Annotated in this window: 1 pseudogene; it reads right to left on the bottom strand. The window is 56.0% G+C overall.

The features are described from left to right. A pseudogene (locus tag FDX22_RS31260) lies at positions 1 to 275 on the bottom strand (fructuronate reductase); the annotation flags it as partial.

Raw genomic sequence — 275 nt, forward strand, 5'->3', positions numbered from 1 at the left:
GCGCAGGTACAGCGCTTGTACGATGTAACCAATCGCCGATTTCGGCGTGGTCGGATTCGCCAGATCGTGTTTAATCAGCGGGTTATTGAGATCTAACTGACCGCTGGCCGCATCGGTGCAGTAGCCTTTTTCGGTGACCGTCAGCGAAACAATTGCCGTCTGCGGGCGCGCCATCGCCTGTAAAATACCGTCACAGCCGTCAAGATCCGGGTGCAGCGCTTCTTTCATTGAGCCGATCACTTTCAGCACGGTGTTGTCCGCGCCTTTTTCCGCCA

The organism is Citrobacter sp. TBCS-14, assembly GCF_005280805.1.
GTDB classification, from domain to species: domain Bacteria; phylum Pseudomonadota; class Gammaproteobacteria; order Enterobacterales; family Enterobacteriaceae; genus Citrobacter; species Citrobacter gillenii.